Source organism: Microcoleus sp. K4-B3, assembly GCF_036704615.1.
Classification (GTDB): domain Bacteria; phylum Cyanobacteriota; class Cyanobacteriia; order Cyanobacteriales; family Microcoleaceae; genus Microcoleus.
Map to the genome: position 1 here is coordinate 1 of NZ_JAUBSF010000213.1, position 1794 is coordinate 1794.

Consider the following 1794-nt stretch of genomic DNA (forward strand, 5'->3'; position numbering starts at 1 on the left):
CATTGGTAACAAGTTAGAAGGGAGTAGATTTTGTCAATACCTCTTGGGATAGAAATATTATGGAATAATAATGATAATCAAATAGGGGGGTAAGGGTGAGAGAGTCCGTCTGCGACGAACTCTCTCACCCACAGCGATTATCATTATTAATAAGTTGTGGACTCAATTGGTGTTGCACCGCGATCGATAACAGTGGCGGACGATCGATAACAGTGGTGGACGATCAATAACAGTGACGGACGATCGATAATAATGGTGGGCGCGAGATAATAATGGCGGGCGCGAGATAATAGTTGCACCGCCAGCGCACGGTAGCGTTGGGCCCAGCACGCTCGATTGCGAGCGTTGGTACGATCGAACGATATAATTGACAAATAATTGGGCGATTGTGTAGGTCAGCAAATATGGCAAAGAATCAAAAAACCAACCGTGACCACGCCAAAAAAACCACAAGACCGATGGTGGAAGATGAAGCGATTGCCTCGCAACTATCGGCATTATTAACACCAGCCATCACCTCACAAGAAAATTACTACCGTCAACTGGGTTTACGAGGGAGAATTCTTAACCTGCCGTTGATGGTAGCAGCAGTATTAACTCTATTGTGGCGAGATGTAGCGGGGGTGACAGAACTTACAAGAATGCTGGCAAGAGAAGGTTTTTTGTGGTGCCGGCCTACGACAGTCACTCAACAAGCAATGTCTCAGAGGTTTTTAAGTTTTCCCGCCACATTATTTGAGGGAGTCTTCAAAAATTTATTGCCAACTTTAAGAACTGGTTGGTATCAGAGAAACCAACGACCTCTACCAGAAAGCATTCAATTTGCCTTGACCAAATTTTCGAGAATTTGGATAGTGGATAGTTCAACGCTCGAAGCATTGTTTTGCAAGCTCAAAAGCCTGGAAGATTTACCTAAAGGGCAGTTGGCAGGAAAAATGGCAACAGTTATAGATTTAATGACCAGGCTCCCTGTTGATATTTGGTTTCTGGAAAACCCGAGAGCTTCTGATGTTAATATTGAAAAAAATATCCTGCAATTAGTGCCAACTCAAACCTTACTTTTACTGGATAGGGGATTTTATCATTTTAGCTTTTGGCTCAAATTAATTGAACGAAATATTCACTTAATTACTCGTCTAAAAAAAGGAGCATCCATTCAAATACAGCAAATATTTACTAAAAGTTACGACCTTAAAGATAGTCTGGTACGTTTGGGTTCGGGAACAGCAAAAACTCCATTTATTACCTTACGTTTGATAGAAGTTCGTTCGGGCAAAACCTGGCATTCTTATTTGACAAGTGTGCTTGACCCTCAAGTATTACCACCCTACGTGGTGGCAGATTTATATCGTCGGCGCTGGAGAATTGAAGAAGCTTTCAATACCGTAAAAAGACTCTTGGGATTAAGTTATTTGTGGACTGGTTCTCTCAACGGCATTCAGCTTCAAATCTGGGGTACTTGGATATTTTATGCACTCTTGGTCGATTTAGGTGATGCCGTGGCTGACCAACTCTCTTTACCAATAGATTCGATTTCATTAGAAATGATTTACCGGGGCCTTTACCATTTTTATGTAGCCCGCCAAAAAGGTAAGGCAACCGATCCGATCGAGTATTTTGCCGCGCCAGAAAATCGAGATTTAGGTATTGTTAAATCTCAACGAAAACCCAATGTTAAGTTAATTGTTGCGCCTTTCCCCGATCGACAGCGAGGCAATCATCAATTTTTCTTTGACACATCTTCTCAAATCCCCTTGACAACTGCCATACAAGCTTAACTTGTTACCAATGATC

2 protein-coding genes are annotated in these 1794 nt (G+C 42.0%); one reads left to right on the forward strand and one right to left on the reverse strand.

The window, feature by feature from the left end:
- Positions 1–146: 146 nt before the first annotated feature.
- On the reverse strand, positions 147–374 hold the full coding sequence (locus tag QUA78_RS32450) for a hypothetical protein (protein ID WP_333307387.1): 228 nt from the start codon (positions 372–374) through the stop codon (positions 147–149).
- Between the two features lie 84 nt (positions 375–458).
- On the opposite strand from QUA78_RS32450, the gene QUA78_RS32455 reads away from it, so the two are divergent.
- Positions 459–1778, forward strand: coding sequence for an IS4 family transposase (locus QUA78_RS32455; RefSeq protein WP_333307389.1), 1320 nt, complete (start codon positions 459–461; stop codon positions 1776–1778).
- Positions 1779–1794: the final 16 nt, after the last annotated feature.